The sequence below is a fragment of the Pseudomonas sp. Z1-29 genome (assembly GCF_051131995.1).
In the GTDB taxonomy this organism is placed as follows: Bacteria; Pseudomonadota; Gammaproteobacteria; order Pseudomonadales; family Pseudomonadaceae; genus Aquipseudomonas.
This window is the reverse complement of the sequence record NZ_CP071645.1, coordinates 1,851,192-1,867,474: the sequence shown is the minus strand read 5'-3', so window position 1 is coordinate 1,867,474 and position 16,283 is coordinate 1,851,192. Positions and strand designations below refer to the sequence as shown.

14 protein-coding genes are annotated in these 16,283 nt (G+C 52.7%); 7 read left to right on the top strand and 7 right to left on the bottom strand.

Annotation, left to right across the window (positions count from 1 at the left end):
* Positions 1 to 22: 22 nt before the first annotated feature.
* The 7 genes from J3P84_RS08685 to ihfB all read right to left on the bottom strand — a co-directional run bounded on the left by J3P84_RS08685 (position 23) and on the right by ihfB (position 5,572).
* Entirely contained in the window at positions 23 to 970 is a 948-nt protein-coding gene (locus J3P84_RS08685; RefSeq protein ID WP_434629364.1) for a UDP-glucose 4-epimerase family protein, read from the bottom strand.
* Positions 970 to 1,890 (bottom strand): glycosyltransferase, encoded by a 921-nt coding sequence (locus J3P84_RS08680; protein WP_434629361.1) that lies wholly within the window; start codon positions 1,888 to 1,890, stop codon positions 970 to 972. Before J3P84_RS08680 ends, J3P84_RS08685 begins: the two co-directional genes overlap by 1 nt.
* Positions 1,891 to 1,933: 43 nt before the next feature.
* Positions 1,934 to 2,824, bottom strand: coding sequence for a glucose-1-phosphate thymidylyltransferase RfbA (gene rfbA / locus J3P84_RS08675; RefSeq protein WP_434629359.1), 891 nt, complete (start codon positions 2,822 to 2,824; stop codon positions 1,934 to 1,936).
* Positions 2,821 to 3,714: a dTDP-4-dehydrorhamnose reductase gene (gene rfbD, locus J3P84_RS08670; RefSeq protein WP_434629357.1), complete on the bottom strand. Its 894-nt coding sequence runs from the start codon at positions 3,712 to 3,714 to the stop codon at positions 2,821 to 2,823. Before rfbD ends, rfbA begins: the two co-directional genes overlap by 4 nt.
* Positions 3,711 to 4,787: a dTDP-glucose 4,6-dehydratase gene (gene rfbB / locus J3P84_RS08665; RefSeq protein ID WP_434629354.1), complete on the bottom strand. Its 1,077-nt coding sequence runs from the start codon at positions 4,785 to 4,787 to the stop codon at positions 3,711 to 3,713. Before rfbB ends, rfbD begins: the two co-directional genes overlap by 4 nt.
* 225 nt (positions 4,788 to 5,012) lie before the next feature.
* Entirely contained in the window at positions 5,013 to 5,252 is a 240-nt protein-coding gene (locus J3P84_RS08660) for a lipopolysaccharide assembly protein LapA domain-containing protein (protein WP_434629351.1), read from the bottom strand.
* 26 nt (positions 5,253 to 5,278) lie between these two features.
* The gene (gene ihfB / locus J3P84_RS08655) at positions 5,279 to 5,572 is read right to left on the bottom strand and encodes an integration host factor subunit beta (protein WP_434629348.1); all 294 of its coding nucleotides are present in this window, start codon (positions 5,570 to 5,572) and stop codon (positions 5,279 to 5,281) included.
* A gap of 859 nt (positions 5,573 to 6,431) precedes the next feature.
* Here ihfB and J3P84_RS08650 point away from each other — a divergent pair.
* From J3P84_RS08650 to J3P84_RS08620, 7 genes are all read left to right on the top strand, one after another.
* On the top strand, positions 6,432 to 7,559 hold the full coding sequence (locus tag J3P84_RS08650; protein ID WP_434629345.1) for a DegT/DnrJ/EryC1/StrS family aminotransferase: 1,128 nt from the start codon (positions 6,432 to 6,434) through the stop codon (positions 7,557 to 7,559).
* Entirely contained in the window at positions 7,556 to 8,068 is a 513-nt protein-coding gene (locus J3P84_RS08645; RefSeq protein ID WP_434629342.1) for a GNAT family N-acetyltransferase, read from the top strand. Before J3P84_RS08650 ends, J3P84_RS08645 begins: the two co-directional genes overlap by 4 nt.
* The gene (locus J3P84_RS08640) at positions 8,065 to 8,862 is read left to right on the top strand and encodes an ABC transporter permease (protein ID WP_434629338.1); all 798 of its coding nucleotides are present in this window, start codon (positions 8,065 to 8,067) and stop codon (positions 8,860 to 8,862) included. Before J3P84_RS08645 ends, J3P84_RS08640 begins: the two co-directional genes overlap by 4 nt.
* Positions 8,859 to 9,617 (top strand): ABC transporter ATP-binding protein, encoded by a 759-nt coding sequence (locus J3P84_RS08635; protein WP_434629336.1) that lies wholly within the window; start codon positions 8,859 to 8,861, stop codon positions 9,615 to 9,617. The genes J3P84_RS08640 and J3P84_RS08635 overlap by 4 nt, the downstream gene beginning before the upstream one ends.
* 268 nt (positions 9,618 to 9,885) lie before the next feature.
* The gene (locus tag J3P84_RS08630) at positions 9,886 to 13,122 is read left to right on the top strand and encodes a glycosyltransferase (RefSeq protein WP_434629334.1); all 3,237 of its coding nucleotides are present in this window, start codon (positions 9,886 to 9,888) and stop codon (positions 13,120 to 13,122) included.
* Entirely contained in the window at positions 13,112 to 15,058 is a 1,947-nt protein-coding gene (locus J3P84_RS08625) for a methyltransferase domain-containing protein (protein ID WP_434629331.1), read from the top strand. The genes J3P84_RS08630 and J3P84_RS08625 overlap by 11 nt, the downstream gene beginning before the upstream one ends.
* A complete protein-coding gene (locus tag J3P84_RS08620) occupies positions 15,058 to 16,275 on the top strand; it encodes a glycosyltransferase family protein (protein ID WP_434629328.1) in 1,218 nt (405 codons plus the stop codon). The genes J3P84_RS08625 and J3P84_RS08620 overlap by 1 nt, the downstream gene beginning before the upstream one ends.
* Positions 16,276 to 16,283: the final 8 nt, after the last annotated feature.

Genomic DNA, 16,283 nt, shown 5'->3' with positions numbered 1-16,283 from the left:
CAGGCAATCTGCTTGTAGCCTCTTATGATGGGCGGTTAGCAACCAATTCAAGCGCCTCGTCCACGCTGACTGGCGGAGACCAACCTAACAAGGAGCATGTCTTTTCAATATCGACCTGTAATGAAGCACACAATCTGTCTGCCATCGCCTTCTTCCCCAGCAACGATGCAGCTAAGCGCAGCGCGGTTTCCGGCAACGGCAACAAATACACGCGAACCTCCAACGCTTCAGCCATCCGTAGGAGCAGTTGCGTCGTAGACAGATCCTCACCATCGCTCACGAGGAAAATTTGATTTGCGGCAGCAGGATGAGCAATACAGGTAATGACCAGATCCACGAGATTGTCCAGCGCCACCAAACTGCGGCGGTTGTTCAGCCCACCCAACGGAAGCGGCACTCCCCTGCTGAGCCAACGCATCATATTCAGGAAGTTGGCTTTTACTCCGGGCCCATACACGAGTGGCGGGCGGATGATCACAATTTCGATCCCAGTATCGCGGCTGACCTTCATCAGACCATCCTCTGCCTCCCGTTTCGATATTCCATATGCATCCACAGGAGCAGGCGTGTCGTCGGCCCTGAACGGCCTTCCCGGCCCAGTTCGCTCACCATTGACCTTGATCGAACTTATGAAGATAAAACGCTTGACGCCGGAGGCGGCTGCAAGCTTCGCCAGCCGCAGAGTTCCTTCGACGTTGGCTTTGCGATACTCAGCTAGCGCATCAACTGCGACGTCATTCATGACATGCACACGAGCGGCGGCATGGACAATGACTTGAACGTCCCGCAGTGATGGCAAGACGTCAGGGTCTGTTAAATCGAGGCGCTCAAATTGACACTGCGCATTGGCCGGCGTTTTGTCACGAGTTGCCCCGATAACGGCGTATTGGCGATCCGCCAACAAACGGGAAACCAAGGCTTTTCCAATAAAGCCGTTCGCCCCTGTCACGAGGATCTTTGAAACGCTCATCAGGCTGTGTTTTCTCTAAAAGCCACTACCCAGCAAACCAGAAAGAAAAACACTCTGTCTCGAAAGCAACGTCGGCACTTCCGAGCGCTGAACGACAATCTTATTAGTTGCTTACGCTGCAATCCCAACCAGCCTCTAACAAACGGTTCGTCTGAACACCCTACTAACTGGGCTATCAGCCGAACCTGATTGAACCACCAGCCGCTGCGAATTGCCTTATAGCGTGCCAGCAAAGAACTCAAGCCCTTGTTGGCACCCACCTGATTGCTTTCATGCTGGCGGTAACTCATTGATGGTTGAGGATCAATGTACCAACGATAACCGTGGGCACGGGCGTACGCATAGCAATACCAATCATGCAAGCTGACGCTTTGCAGTTGTTGCCAGTTTTCACAAACGGAAGTCGTGAGCGAAGCCGCCAGGCCCTTGCTCATCACGTAGGTACAGCCGGGCCCAGCTGCTTCAAATAGAAAATCCCATTCGACCTGGGGCTGCGCCTTGTCGAGCAAATGAGTTTTGCCGTCGGGCCAGAACGCCACTACATTGCTGGAGTACCCTTCTACATCAAGGGTGCGCATGATTTGGGTGGCGCGGTGGAGTTTATCAGGCTGCCAGATATCATCCTGATCAGCGAAAGCGATGAAATCATAATCACTGAAATCAACATCACGGACCAACCTGAAAAAATTGCGCGACGCCCCTCCGAAGCGACCGGCGGAAGGCAGGACGACAATACCGGAACGCTCCTCGGCGTAACTCGCGCACCATCCCTCAGTGCCGTCACTGGAAGAATCAATGCTGATAAAAACAGTTACATCCACAGTCAACTGACCGAGGATTGAATTCAACTGCTCTTCAATCCAGCGCATACCATTATAGGCAGCCAGCAAAACTGCAATCTTGGGGAGCTTTACCGACATGCCATTCCTGTATGCATTGGGCTAAACGAATAGAACAAGCGACTCAGGGATTGGACAAGCGCAGCAGTTTCTGCAAATACTGACCGTATCCGGTTTTTTTCAGAGCCTCTGCCTGGACAGCCAACTGCTCGGCGGTGATCCAGTCATTGTTGTATGCAATCTCTTCCAGACACGCCACTTTCAAGCCTTGTCTCTGCTCGATCGTATGCACAAAGTGACTGGCTTCCAACAGCGAATCGTGGGTACCCGTATCCAGCCATGCAAAGCCACGCCCGAGCATTTCCACATTAAGCTCCTTCTGCTCAAGATAAGCACGGTTGACATCCGTGATTTCCAGCTCTCCACGCGCAGAAGGCTTGATATTCCTGGCTATCTCTACAACCTGATTGTCGTAAAAATAAAGACCAGTCACTGCGTAGCTGGATTTCGGATTGGCCGGCTTCTCTTCGATGCTCAACGCGCGACCGGTCGCATCAAACTCCACCACACCAAACCGCTCAGGGTCCGACACGTGATATCCGAATACTGTTGCGCCTTGCTCTTGCATGCAGGCAGAACGCAGGTTCTCCGAAAAATGCTGACCGTAGAAGATATTATCCCCGAGAATAAGACAGCAGGGATCCTGGCCGATGAACGTTTCCCCAATAATGAAGGCCTGAGCCAGACCATCCGGGCTAGGCTGCTCGGCATAGGTCAGTTTGATTCCGTACTGGCTGCCGTCGCCCAGCAACTTACGAAAACATGGCAGGTCTTCAGGCGTGGAAATAATCAGGATCTCACGCATGCCTGCAAGCATCAGTACAGACAAGGGATAGAAAATCATCGGCTTGTCGTAAATCGGCAACATCTGCTTGGACACGCCGAGAGTCAATGGGTGCAGTCTTGTGCCTGAACCACCGGCGAGGATGATGCCCTTACGATTTGTCGTGGTCATTTGTCTAAAACTTCCCTAAGCATTCGGGTTACGCCACTTTGCCAATCCGGCAAGTGTAAAGAAAAACTGTCGCGCAGTTTCTGAGTATTCAATCGTGAATTCAAAGGACGGCGTGCGGTAGCGGGGTATGCAGTTGCCTCGATCGGTTCGACCGACTCGACAGCAAGCGCCTCACCGCTCGCCTTGGCAAAATCAATCACATAATTAGCATAACCGTACCATGACACTTCCCCCCTGGCCGCCAAATGGTAGAGACCAGCCAATTCAGGGTGGTCTATGGCCTGCCGAAGAACCAGGGCCGTCACGTCCGCGATTAATTCAGCACTGGTGGGGGCGCCAATCTGGTCCGCAATCACTCTCAAGGTTTCGCGCTCCGCTGCCAAGCGCAGCATCGTCTTGGCGAAATTATTACCACGAGCACTGTATACCCAACTAGTACGAAAAATCAGGTATTTGCATCCTGTCGCGATTATGGCCCGCTCGCCGGCCAACTTACTCATGCCGTAATAATTTACGGGCGCGACCTTGTCAGCTTCCTGCCAAGGAACCACCCCTTGGCCACCAAAAACGTAGTCGCTCGAGTAATGGACCAGCCAGGCGCCCAAGCGTAAAGCCTCCTCGGCCATCACCCCACTTGCCTGCCTGTTCACGCGATCAGCCAAATCCTTTTCAGACTCGGCTTTATCAACCGCTGTATAAGCTGCCGCATTGACAATAACGTCCGGCTCGACTTGGCGAATCATCGCACGCAGCGCATCAAGGTCGGATACGTCCAGATATGGGCCATCGTCCGAATGACGCGCGAGAGCGGTCAACTCTCCAAGCGGAGCGAGTGAGCGCTGAAGCTCCCACCCAATCTGTCCATTCTTACCAAGTAGGAGGACTTTCATGCGCTGTTAGGGCGTCCCGCGTAGTTCTGATCAATCCATTGCTGGTAGCTACCGCTCTTCACATGAGCCACCCATTCCGGGTTGTTCAGATACCACTCGACTGTTTTACGCAGGCCAGTCTCAAAGGTTTCCTCTGGCACCCAACCCAACTCGCGCTGGATTTTGCTGGCGTCGATGGCGTAACGCTGGTCGTGGCCCGGACGGTCCTCAACGTAGGTGATAAGACTGGCATGTGGATGAAAAGCAGAGTCCGGACACAGGTCGTCAAGGAGCTCGCAGAGCGCGCGCACGACTTCGATGTTCTGTTTTTCATTGTGTCCACCGATGTTGTAGGTTTCGCCTACGGCACCTTTGGTCACAACGCAGTAGAGGGCGCGAGCGTGATCTTCGACGTATAGCCAATCACGAACCTGATCACCCTTGCCATAGACGGGCAGAGACTTGCCTTCCAGTGCGTTAAGAATGATCAGCGGAATCAGCTTTTCAGGGAAATGGCACGGACCATAATTATTGGAACAATTGGTGACCAGCGTTGGCAGTCCGTACGTTCGTGCCCATGCACGGACCAAGTGGTCGGAGCTGGCTTTGCTCGCAGAGTACGGTGAGCTTGGCTGATAGGGAGTAGTTTCGGTGAACAGGTCTTCCGGCCCTTCAAGATCTCCGTAGACTTCATCGGTGGAAATATGATGAAAGCGAAAATCCTTCTTGCGCGCGGTATCGAGTGACGCCCAATAGTGGCGCGCAGCTTCCAGTAATGTGTAGGTACCAATGATATTGGTCTGGATGAATTCAGATGGGCCAGTGATCGAGCGGTCTACATGCGACTCAGCTGCCAAATGCATGATCGCATCAGGTTGATACTCATTCAGTACCCGGTCCATCTGGCTGCGATCGCAGATATCGACGTGCTCGAACGCATATCGCGGGCTCAGGCTCGCTTCGGCAAGCGACTCCAGGTTACCGGCATACGTAAGCTTATCGACATTGATGACAGAATCGGTGGTATTGGAAATGATATGACGGATGACTGCCGACCCGATAAACCCGGCGCCGCCGGTTACTAGAATTTTCACTCGAAACCATACCCTTGAGTTACTGACAGGCCTCAACGGAGCACTGTCTAAATCCATGAACGCAAAAGCCAAGCAAAATCGCCAGGATCTTCTGCGGAAATCATCTGACCGATGCAGGAACGATTCTGATCGTAGAGGCGCAGCATTTTACAGCTTAGCGAGGGATTTACTAATGGATAAGACAACTCGTAACGAAAAATCGGCAGGCAACTTCAGTGGTCGCTCTCAGCCTCCTTTATTACGCGAAGCTCTGAATCTGCGCCCTAGGCTCCACCCGATGAGCGGCCCGATGCTCATACCGAGCAGCAACGCGAAGACCATAAGCATTGAGATTGGGAGTTCCGGCGCCTTCCAACCAAGGAAGAGCAACGATGTCGGCTCCTGATTCTCCAGGACAAAGGTCAGGGTCGCCAGAACCAGCAACAGAGCAAACAACGCCAGTAGCGTGCGCATCATGTTGCGCATGGAACTCTTTTGATATCTGCTTCCTGTCAATGTCCCTCCTCCTCCTCATTCACGCGATCTCGCAACTCCTTGCCTGGCTTGAAATGAGGAACGAACTTTCCGTCGAGACTTACAGACTGGCCTGTCTTGGGATTTCGGCCGACACGTGGCGCGCGATAATGCAGGGAAAAGCTGCCAAAACCGCGGATCTCTATTCGATCACCAGTTGCAAGGCATTGTGACATCTGTTCAAGCATAGTCTTGATGGCCAACTCGACATCCTTGGACGAGAGCAGCCCTTGATGGGTGACAATTCGTTCGATCAACTCCGATTTCGTCATATTTTTCCCTTCTTTTTCAAGCAGCTAGACCAGCGCTTCAGTGGTTTTAGCACGCTCGGAGGCTTTTGAACAGCCCGCCGCCTTGACTTATCGCCCCACTCCCCTTCGTGAGTGAAGGCCTAGCCAACCGAAGCCCCTGAAACGCCCTCCACGGCTATTGCCGGATTCCTTCTGGAGGACACGCGAATATGATCGATGTCAGGACAAGGCAGTCGACGAAAATGCGACTGACCCGATGCAGCTCGCTACCGCTTTGCAACACCGGAGCGTAAGCACCAATCATTACAAAATGTTCGTCGTAGCGAATTATTCTGCCTTGGCCCCTGCCTGTCTTCCTCGAAAAAAAGCGATGAATTCCTGCGCTCCTCCCAAAGGGATGGCTTCAGGAGCTACTTATGACTATCATTCCTCCCGTGTAGGATTAGTGGACATACTCAGGTGAGATACTCAGCTGCAGTTGTCGGAAAAATCGACTTAACAACTGACTCGCCATGATTCCACCACCACGAATCTGTGCCTGGTCGCCCAGGACTTGGCTTGACATGACGAATTGTTTTCACCCACGAAATCCTCCTGCTACGACCACGCTGCGCTTCAGGTCTCTGGATGTGCCCAGCAGGTAGCAGAAGTGGGAAACACCGTCAGAGGTAGAAAGACCTCTTGCCCACAAAACGAGAGATGGAGAATGCGCTCAGCCCCTTGAACTTCACCCCGCTTGACCGGCCCGCGCGCCACAAAAACAGAACCTGGGTATCGACCTTCGTCGTCGGGCACCAAGCCTTCACCCAACACTTGCACAACACCCGATCGGTACGTAACGCCTTAGATCTTTGGCCAACCTACCTATAAGGATATTCCCATGTCGATTCAGCTGTTCGTTCCAAAATTCCGCATCGATGAATGCCTCGCTGCGATCCGCGAATGCCTTGAAAAAGGCTGGACCGGCCTCGGCTTCAAGACAGCCACCATGGAAGAGGAATGGAAAACCTACACAGGTTTGCCGCACGCCCACTTCCTGAGCTCAAACACCGTCGGCCTACACCTGGCCGTCGAGCTGTTCAAGACCAAGTTCGGCTGGGCCGACGACGATGAGGTCATCACCACTCCACTGACCTTTATTTCCACCAACCATGCCATCCTGTACGCGGGAATGAAGCCAGTGTTCGCGGATGTCGACGAATCCCTGTGCCTGGATCCGGAAAGCGTGGTTGAGCGAATCACCGCAAAGACCAAAGCACTGATTTTCGTCGGTATCGGCGGTAATATCGGTCAGTATCAGAAGATCGTGGAAATCTGCAGAGATCGCGGTATCAAGTTGATTCTCGATGCGGCTCATATGGCTGGCACTCGATTCAACGGCAAGCATGTCGGTCAAGAAGCAGACAGCGTTGTATTCAGTTTCCAAGCGGTCAAGAACCTGCCAACCGCCGACTCTGGCATGATCTGCTTCAAGGATCAGGAAGACGATGAACGCGTTCGCAAGCTGACTTGGCTGGGCATCAACAAGGACACCTTTGCGCGCACCGCGGCACAGGGCGCCTACAAGTGGATGTATGACGTCGAAGAGTTGGGTTACAAGTATCACGGCAACTCGATCATGGCTGCCATGGGCCTGGTACAGCTCAAGTATTTGGATCAGGACAACGCTTATCGCCGTCAGCTTGCCACTTGGTATCGCCAGAATCTCGCGGGTCATGCAAAGATTCGCATTGTCGACGTGACGCCAGGTTGCGAGTCATCGACGCACCTGCTTCAAATCCGAGTCAAGGATCGCGACGCACTGATGCTGGCTCTGAACGAGCACCAGATCTATCCTGGCGTCCACTACCGCGACAACACCGAGTATGCCATGTACTCATTTGGTGCAGGCACTTGCCCTAAAGCCGCACAGGCCAGCCTGGAAATCCTGTCGCTGCCAATGCACCTCGGCCTCACGCGCGCCGACGTCGATACCGTGTGCGAACTCCTGATCCGCTACGCAAAATGAAGCGTTCACTCCCCTCGTTTGGAGACGACGCGTTGCGTCTTCGCTTAATCGAAGAGAGTGACTTGCATGAGACCTTGTCCTGGCGAAACCGGGACGAGGCTCGTGTCTGGTTCAAGACTTCGGCCCTATTGACCTATGAGCAGCATTCCAACTGGTTCCACAATCACTACCAACCGAAGGATAATGACTTTCTGTTTGTAGTCGAAGCAGACGGTGCGCTGGTGGGACAAGCCTCGGTGTACGCGATTGACTGGCAACAGCGCTCAGCCGAAGTTGGCCGATTCCTGGCCGATCCCGATCACTCGGGACGGGGCCATATCAGCCGAGCCTGCGGGCACCTGCTGGACATCTGTTGGGACGCACTGGACTTGGAGTATGTATTTCTTGAAGTCATCGAGACTAATGAACGTGCAATCCGCCTTTATCTCCGGCATGGTTTTCGTGAAGAGCAGCGCTACGAGGGACTGATTAGAATGGGCGTCCGAAAGAACCAGGCGGGAATTGAATGACGAGTGTCACAAGACTGTTTATCGATAGCGGCCGCGCATTAAAGATGTGGCGTGTATGGACTTACCTAGGCGTTCAGGACATCAAGGCAAGATTTCATCGATCGTTCATAGGTCCTCTATGGATCGTGTTGACGACCGGTTTCTTCGTGATCGGTGTCGGCTTGATCTACGGATTATTGTTCGGCCAGCCCGTACATGAGTTCCTGCCCTATCTCGCGTGCGGTTTCGCTCTGTGGGGATTTATTGTCGCCTCCATCACTGACGCCAGTGCAACATTCGTCAGGGCTGAAGGATACATAAAGCAATTCTCCTATCCCAAGCAGATTTATTTGCTCAGAACCTTGATATCAAGCGTGATCGTACTACTGATCGGCATTGCCGTAGTGATACCGGTCCAACTCTTCTTCAATGAAGTAAGCGCAATCGGTTGGCTATGCGCAATCCCAGGCTTGTTGCTTCTTGTTATGGCGGCATTGGGTCATATCACGATCAGCGCCTACCTCGGCGCGCGTTTTCGGGATTTCCCCCACGCAATGGCGGTCATGCTGCAAATGTTGTTTTTTGTCACTCCCATCATGTTTCCAATCAAGATGTTGCATGATAAAGGACTCGGATTTATCTATCAGCTCAATCCGCTTTACTATCTCATTGATGTAGTACGCCACCCCATCATCCAAGGTGAATTGGCACTGCCGGAAAATTATCTTTGGGCAGGTGTCTATGTACTGGTCTCCTGGATAGTGGCACTGCTGGCAGCCCTCAAGCTCGACTCTCGCGTGGTTTTCCTGTTATGACTCATGCATCGCTTGTTTTGAAGAATGTCGATATCACCTTCGAAGGAGCATTGAGTAGCGAAGAAGGATTGAAAAGCTGGGTCAAACGCAAGCTGCTCACTCGTAAAGCTGCAACTGCCACCAACTATCGTATCGCCGCGCTTCAAGACATCAATCTTGAAATCAATCATGGAGAGCGCGTCGGCCTGATCGGACTCAATGGCGCGGGCAAAAGTACTCTGCTCAAAGTGATGGCAGATATCTACCCCCCGACATCCGGAACAGTTTTGATCAAGGGCCATGTCTGCCCAATGTTCGAATTTGCTACCGGCTTCGAAATGAATCAATCCGGCTGGGACAACATCCGTATCCGCGGGCTGCTCCTGGGGATGTCTCCGGAGGCGATCGAAGAAAAGCTTCCTGAGATCGCGAAGTTTACCGAATTGGGCGATTTCCTAGACTACCCGGTTCGAACCTATTCCTCTGGCATGTTCATTCGCTTGGCATTCGCTGTATCGACCAGTATCAACCCGGAAATCCTTTTGATTGATGAGGTGATGGGGGCCGGCGACATTTCCTTTGCCGAAAAAGCCAAGCGCAGAATGTTCGAGTTTATGGAGCAGGGAAAAATTCTCGTCTTTACCACCCACAACTTCAGTCTTTTGAACGATTTCTGCAACAGGACAATATGGCTGCATAAAGGTCAGATAGTGGCTGACGGCCCTACTGACGAAATCGTAAAACGCTACAACGAAGCGCATACGAATAGCCTGTGAGTTCAACGTTAACGAACAGCACCAAGCATCAGGAAGAATAATGGAAAGGACATCAGCATCAGCCCACCCCCTCATGTTACCCGTGTTTACCGTCCCCCTGCGGGAAGCACGGACATTTTCAACTCTCTGCTAATGACGATTTTGGCACGGCCCACCACGTCAACATTGGCAAGCTCACACCTTGGCTTTATCTGGAAATCCCGCCAATGGTTGAACGCCTTCTCTCTTTACAGCTCTATGCCTCAATTAGGCAGCCTTTGGAACAGCCATGAAATTTAGCGATTTTTCCACTGATCTGAAAATCCACGCCAGTCCCAGAGCTCCATCGACTCCCAAAGTCACCGTGATCCTGCCAACTTATTCTCGTGGTCATGGCCCGCTGCAGGAAGCCATCGAAAGTGTCTTGGCTCAAAACTACAGCGATTTCGAGCTGATCATCGTCGATGATGGTTCTCGGGACGGTACCGCGCTCGTGCTGCAAGAGTACCTGAAGAAAGACCCGCGAATCATCGTCCACTCCTACCACAAGAACAGTGGTCTGCCGGCTCTTCGGGTCAATCAGGCGGCGCTACGGGCGAAGGGCAAGTACATCGCCTATCAGTTCGACGATGATCAATGGACTGAACACAGTTTGCAGGTACGTGTAGAGCAACTGGATAAATGCAACAAACCGGCAGTAGTGTATGCGAATGCCAGTGTTGATATTGCCCTCGCTGATGGCACGACGACTTCAAGGACGCTGGGCGGCCCTTTCAATTACGGTCTCTTGATGAACGGTAACTACATCGCCAACAACACGGTGATGCATCACAAAGCGCTGTTCGACGTCGCTGGCATGTATGACGCTCACGTAATGATGCGCCGATACTCAGACTATGACTTGTGGCTGAGATTCGCCAAGCATGCCGACATCATTTGGGTCGACGAAGTGACGTCCCACGTGCGCGCCAACCTGGCGGACTCCTTGGGTAAGGAGATTCCATTGTTCTTCACTCGTTATCGCAAGAGCCTACCCATCCCCCGTGATCACCTGTTGACGCCTGCCGCGATCGACAATTATGACGTCGTTGACCTTTCACAGTTCTCCGGTGCATTTACCGATGCGGAGATCGATGAGTATCGCCGAATGGAGGCAATCCCCTTCCTGACGAAATTCAACGATTATTGCAGCGATGACGAAATGGCTGTGGCGGCAAGTGCCCGCGGCCGCAAGCTTCATCTGCTGACCGCCAAACCGGACTATTCCACGTCGATTGACGTCACAATAAATAACTTTGCGTTGCTACCGGCACAACGCGCAATCAGCAGTACATTCGTCAAAGAGAACGAGCTGTTGACTATCGACGTGACCGGTATCGACGTGGCTGTGCTCTACCGCACCGTTGGTGCTGCGGCCAGTCACTTCGTCAACATCCAAAAAGGTAAGACGCCTACGGCTTATCTGATGGACGATAATATGCTGCACTTTCACGCTGTGGGCCCGCAGCACGGTTTTCTTGCACCTGGAACACCGGCTTATCAGGAAATCGTTCATCAGATCAAGAACGTGGATACCTGCATCGGCTACAGCGAGGCGATCAATGAAGACTTGCTACAACTCAACAGCAAGACCGTGCGACTCCAAACCAACATCAATGCTCGTTTCGTCCGGCAGCGGAAATATGATCGCGCTAAACGCCTGAAAGTCGCCGTTATGTCCGGTGCGGTGCGCGAAGACATTCTGAGAGAGCTTTGGCCAGCCCTTGCGAACTTTGCCCGCCGGTATTCAGAGACGGTGGAGTTTCATTTCTGGGGCCTGGACCCGGAAAAATTCGGCCCCCTGGACTGTCCGGTCCATTTCAAACCGTTCACCCACGTCTATGAAAGCTATGTTCGGGATCTGAGCACGAGCAGCTTCGACGTAGCGCTGGTCCCACTGGACTTCGGTACCCGGGCAGCACGCAGCAAAAGCCCGGTCAAGCTCCTGGAGTCAGTCGCCGCTGGCGCGATATGCATCTTCACCGATACCATCCCTTACTCCAGTATTCCAGACGCTTGTTGTCTCAAGGTTGAAAATACCGTGGCAGCTTGGGAGGAGGCACTGCTAAAGGCCTATGAGATGGGCCAGCAAGAGCGAACGACAATGCTCGAAAATGCTCGTGAACTGGTTCTGTCCCGGTATACCACCGAGTCGCAGTTCTACGACTTCCTGGCGACGTTCGAATCCGTTCGCTTGCACTCCAGGCTCGGCGATAAAACAATCGCCTATGCATTTCACGAAGCCGCCCTGGGTGGCGCCACGCTTCACTTGATCAGACATGCAAGCCTGTTGGTATCCCTTGGCTTTCGCGTCGTAGGGATCGTTCCCAAAGACCCCATCTACAGCGCCGCTTTCAAATCTCGCTGGGACGCCGCCACTGACAGGGCGAATCTCATTGAAGAGAGCTGGCCTTCAGGCTACGTTGAGCCCCCCCTGCCCCAGCGCCCATTTCAACGCGAGGATGAGTTGGCGGCCGATCAACTTGCCCGTCGCCTGGCCCACCAGAAGATTGGTCTTCTTCACTTCGCGACGTGGTCGCCCACCATGAGTCTGCTGGCCAAGCGTTTGGGCATCCCGTGTACCGCAAGTGTCCACCAGTATTATGAAGGGGCGGAAGGCTTTATCGACCGTTTCGCCGATTCGATCCACTGCTCCTCGCTTACCCACGGGCTCAAATGGGCACGTCTGTCGAAAAGCCCTGCCAGACGAATCGTCTGTCCAGTCTCTTGCGACTACTTCGACTCTTTCCGAGTAAATCGGGAGCGAGTTGCAAAAAGTCGGAACACCTTGCGAATACTGGTCTCAGGTACGCTCCAGCCAAGAAAAAACCAGCTTGGCGCGATCCAGGCGGCGATACTTTTGAATGAGGCGGGCCTGGATGTATCGGTGGATTTGATTGGCTATGACGTATTCAATGATGCCTACTTGGGCCAGTGTAAGTCATTGATCGCAGCCAGCGACTTCAAAGACAAATTCACCATTTACGGTTTCATCGATGACCCGAAACCTTTTTATGACAAGGCGGATCTTCTGCTGATTTCAGCCATCGACGAATCGATGCCGCAAACCATGCTACAAGCCATGGCCATGGGCATCCCTGTTGTGTCGACCAACGTCGGCGGCGTAGCTGAGATTATCAAGCATCGCTACAGTGGCTTCATCTCCCGGGATCACAGCCCTGAAGCGTTGGCCGCAGCGATTTCGGAATATGCGCAGCTGTCGGCGGATCAGCGTTTGGAAATCGTTGACCGGGCCCAGCGATCAATGCAATTTCTCGCCAAACCTACATACGTTCGTTCCGAACTGGTGGACTTGTACAATCAGGCCTTTGACGAGTTCTCCAAACATAAGACCGGCGCACAGCCATCAACGATCGCAGAACACACGCTATCAATGCTCTCGCACGAGGACATGCTACTCGAAACACTTTTTGAAACGCGCAAACACATCAGTCAATTGAGCAGAGCGCTGGATAATGAAACCTGAAAACGAACCAGTAAGAATCGACCTCGGTTGCGGCAAACGCAAACAGGACGGTTTCATCGGAATTGACCGTTTCCCCATGCCAGAAGTCGATATCCTGGCAGATATCGATACCGTTCTGCCGCTAGAAGATAACTCGGTCGACGTATTGTTCTCGTCACATGCCCTGGAACATACCAAGGACTTGATGTTCACGATGCGCGAGATCTATCGGATTTGTAAGCATGGCGCGCAAGTATGTATCATCGCGCCCTACTACGAACAAAAGCTGAACGTCGCCAACCCCTATCATCTTATGGTGTTCAACGAACACACGCCTCGTTTCTGGACGGATCACCCCGAGACTCCGGTAGACGTACTTGACTATGCCGATCCGATACAGCGTCCATGGGGTCTTTCAAAGTCGGACAATTCGAACCCAGGGCTCGACATCCGTCTGATCAACGTTGAATTTTTCTACTTTCCCGAATACCGCCATTTACCCCTCGACCAAAAGAGAAAGTTTCGTAACGAACGATTCAATGTATGTGACCAGATCATGTACCAACTGATTGTTTGGAAGGGTGATGAATGCTCGCCTGATGCAAGCTTTGCGGATCACGTCAGCGCATTCGTCCCCTATGAACCTCATTACATCAGGCACCTCAAGATGCACGAGCAAGAAGAAATCATTCAGAAGTTCACTCAGACCGAAACATCGCTTCGTCAGCGCATCGAAGCTCTGGAGACGCAACTCGCCGGCAAGGCCGCCCCCCTTCATGCTCCTGATCGAAATGTCGAGCAACGAATCAGTGAGCTGTTGGAAGACCGTGCGCAATCCGAACGGCTGCTTCATGAAGCCAGGACGGAAAATCATCAACTTCGCCTGCAAATCATGGGGCTGTTTGAAAAAACTGAACTGCTCAGCACTCAATTGCAGGACAGCAATACTCGTCTGGTGAAATCCGAGCTGCAGCAACAGTTACTCGATGAGAAAACCATTGATCTCAACGAGCAAAACAGGCGTCTTCATGACGAGGCTGAACAAATGTCTGGCCGTCTCAACGAGTTGTTGGAACGTCTGACACATGCCCAGGCAAATGCCGTAGAGGCCAACCAGGAGATCCTGGTTCTGCTACGGACGAACCAGGAACTGCACGGCAAGCTGGAAGCTCTCGCAAAAATTGACGCAAAAGCTGCGCTGCTCAAGGCAGAACTTTTGACAGCCAACGGCATTATTGATTGGTATCGCACCAAGGAGGGATCCTGGAAAGGCGAGCAGGACAAATTCAAACAGGAACTACTGTCCCTGCAGCAGGTTTCGCAGGGACAGTCGTCTCCATTGCTGCAAGAAGTACAACATTTGAAACAGGCGCTGAACAACGCACAGCAACACGCTCATCATTCCCGCCATGAGGCGCTGCAGGTCATTGACAACCTTCAGGCGGAAGTGAGCGGGTATCGCGCTTCACGCTCGTTGCAACTGGCCTCTCTGTACAAGAGCAAAGGCTCGTTGTGGGATTCGATTTCACCAGCATTTTCCTCCCTCAGGAGCTTTACGGAAAAACACCTCCTCAACACTTCCCGCCCACAGTTGGCGCTGAGTGACGACCTGAGAAATATTCCGTATCGCGAGTATCTGATTCCAGTCAAACAGGAAGATCTATGCCGCGTAACCCTGGCGATCCGTCCGCTGATGCGCGGAACTCAAGGACTGGTTGGCATTGAAATTGTCTCGAAGGATAAAGCGGTGGTCGCTCAAGTCGTCCTGCCGCTCGCTAGCGTGGACCCTGATGCACCAACACATTTCGAACTGCCGGTACCAACCGCACTGGAGCAAAACTGGCACCTGAGGATCTTCGTAAAGGACTCGGACGTCCCCGTGGGTCTTTATGAAGTCAGCGAGTACTCGCTGATAAGGAAACGCTACAAATATTTCCCTTTTGCTGCATTACAGTAATGGTGGAAGGTCGCAGCTTGATAACGCCGAATATAGAGATCCTGCTGGTCATTGAGGGGGAGATTGCTACGACTCATTTGATTGAGCATATGCTCTCCGCCTGCAAACCTTATCGGATCGTTTACCGCAAGGTATTTCTTTCCGCTCTGAAGACGTCGGATATACGGAAGAGCACCATTCCGTTATTCGTCCGCAGCGGCGACCCGTCGCTGCGTCTCTGGATTGACAAGCTGCACAGGGCCAATCATCCCTATATATATTACCTGGATGATAATTTCTGGAAAATCGAAGGCAATTCTCCCATTGCCCTGTATTACCAGCATCCGCTAATTCGTCACACCCTGGAAGCAGCCGTCTGCGGGGCTTACCGGGTACTGACCAACTCGGATTTATTGGCGGAGTTTCTCTGCCAATTCAACAGCAAAATAGAAGTGTTGCCTTCGTTCTTCGATTTTTCCCTGCTAAAACCCGTGCAGGACATTTCCCACGACGAGCTGCGCATCGGATTTGCCGGGAGCCCATCCAGAGTTGATGATCTGAATATCATCAAACCGGTCATTCAACCCATCCTGGATACCTATCCGCACGTCGTTTTCGAGTTTATCGGCGCGATGCCGTCAGGCATAGAACCTGATAGCCGCATCCGCAGCTTTCCGCACAATGCAGATTACGAGGACTTCGTCCATTTCAAGCAGGGCCGTCAATGGGCAATCGGTCTGGCGCCGCTTATCGACAACTACTCGAATCGCTGCAAAACCAATAACAAGTATCGGGAGTATTCAGCGTGCGGCATAGCTGGGATCTATTCCGATATGCCACCGTATCAACGCTCCGTCACCAACGGCGAAACCGGCGTCCTGGCCGAGCACACCACGCAGGCGTGGTTCTCAGCCATCAGTCGACTGATCTCCGACCAGCCGCTACGAGAGAGCATCGCAGCCAATGCATATCAAGACGTATTCGAGAAGCACAGCGTTGAACGAGTAGCTACGATCTGGTCCGACCATTTCACACATGTGCAGCGACACATGAGGCGCACCAAAATCAAAGCGTTGCGAGTCAACAGGCTGAGGTCGTTTATCATCACCCGCTTCCTCCAGCTTGAATCCCTATGGGTAAGGGCTTCTACCGTCTACGCTGAAGGAGGCATGCGCCTGGTTGTCAGGAAGATCGTGAACCGCATCAAGTTCACCTTGGCGTCCAACAAAACTCTTTAAGAGGCCTC